The 241-nt window shown below is 58.1% G+C and carries 1 protein-coding gene; it reads right to left on the reverse strand.

Features of this window, described 5'->3' with window-relative positions; translation table 11 throughout:
- The coding region (locus SB719_RS22265; RefSeq protein ID WP_412160049.1) for a hypothetical protein at window positions 1–241 on the reverse strand (241 nt) is incomplete at both ends.

Raw genomic sequence — 241 nt, forward strand, 5'->3', positions numbered from 1 at the left:
CCCGACTACATGCTTCAAGCCGTCATAAGGCAGCCAAAGCGTATGATCGATCAGGGCATCTTCCCGCAACAGGTCCGCACCGTCGAGGTGCCAGCGCATCCAGCGCACCATATCGTCCGCAGTCGTGTAGATACCGGCGCTTGCATACATGATATCGGGAACAGGGCTGTTGGCATCCGGCTTGTCGAGAGGGTCGAGCCCGGTCATCAGCCGCTTTTTCTGCTCGTCGCTCAATACGTTG

This window comes from Pantoea sp. SIMBA_079, from assembly GCF_046940275.1.
In the GTDB taxonomy this organism is placed as follows: domain Bacteria; phylum Pseudomonadota; class Gammaproteobacteria; order Enterobacterales; family Enterobacteriaceae; genus Pantoea; species Pantoea borealis.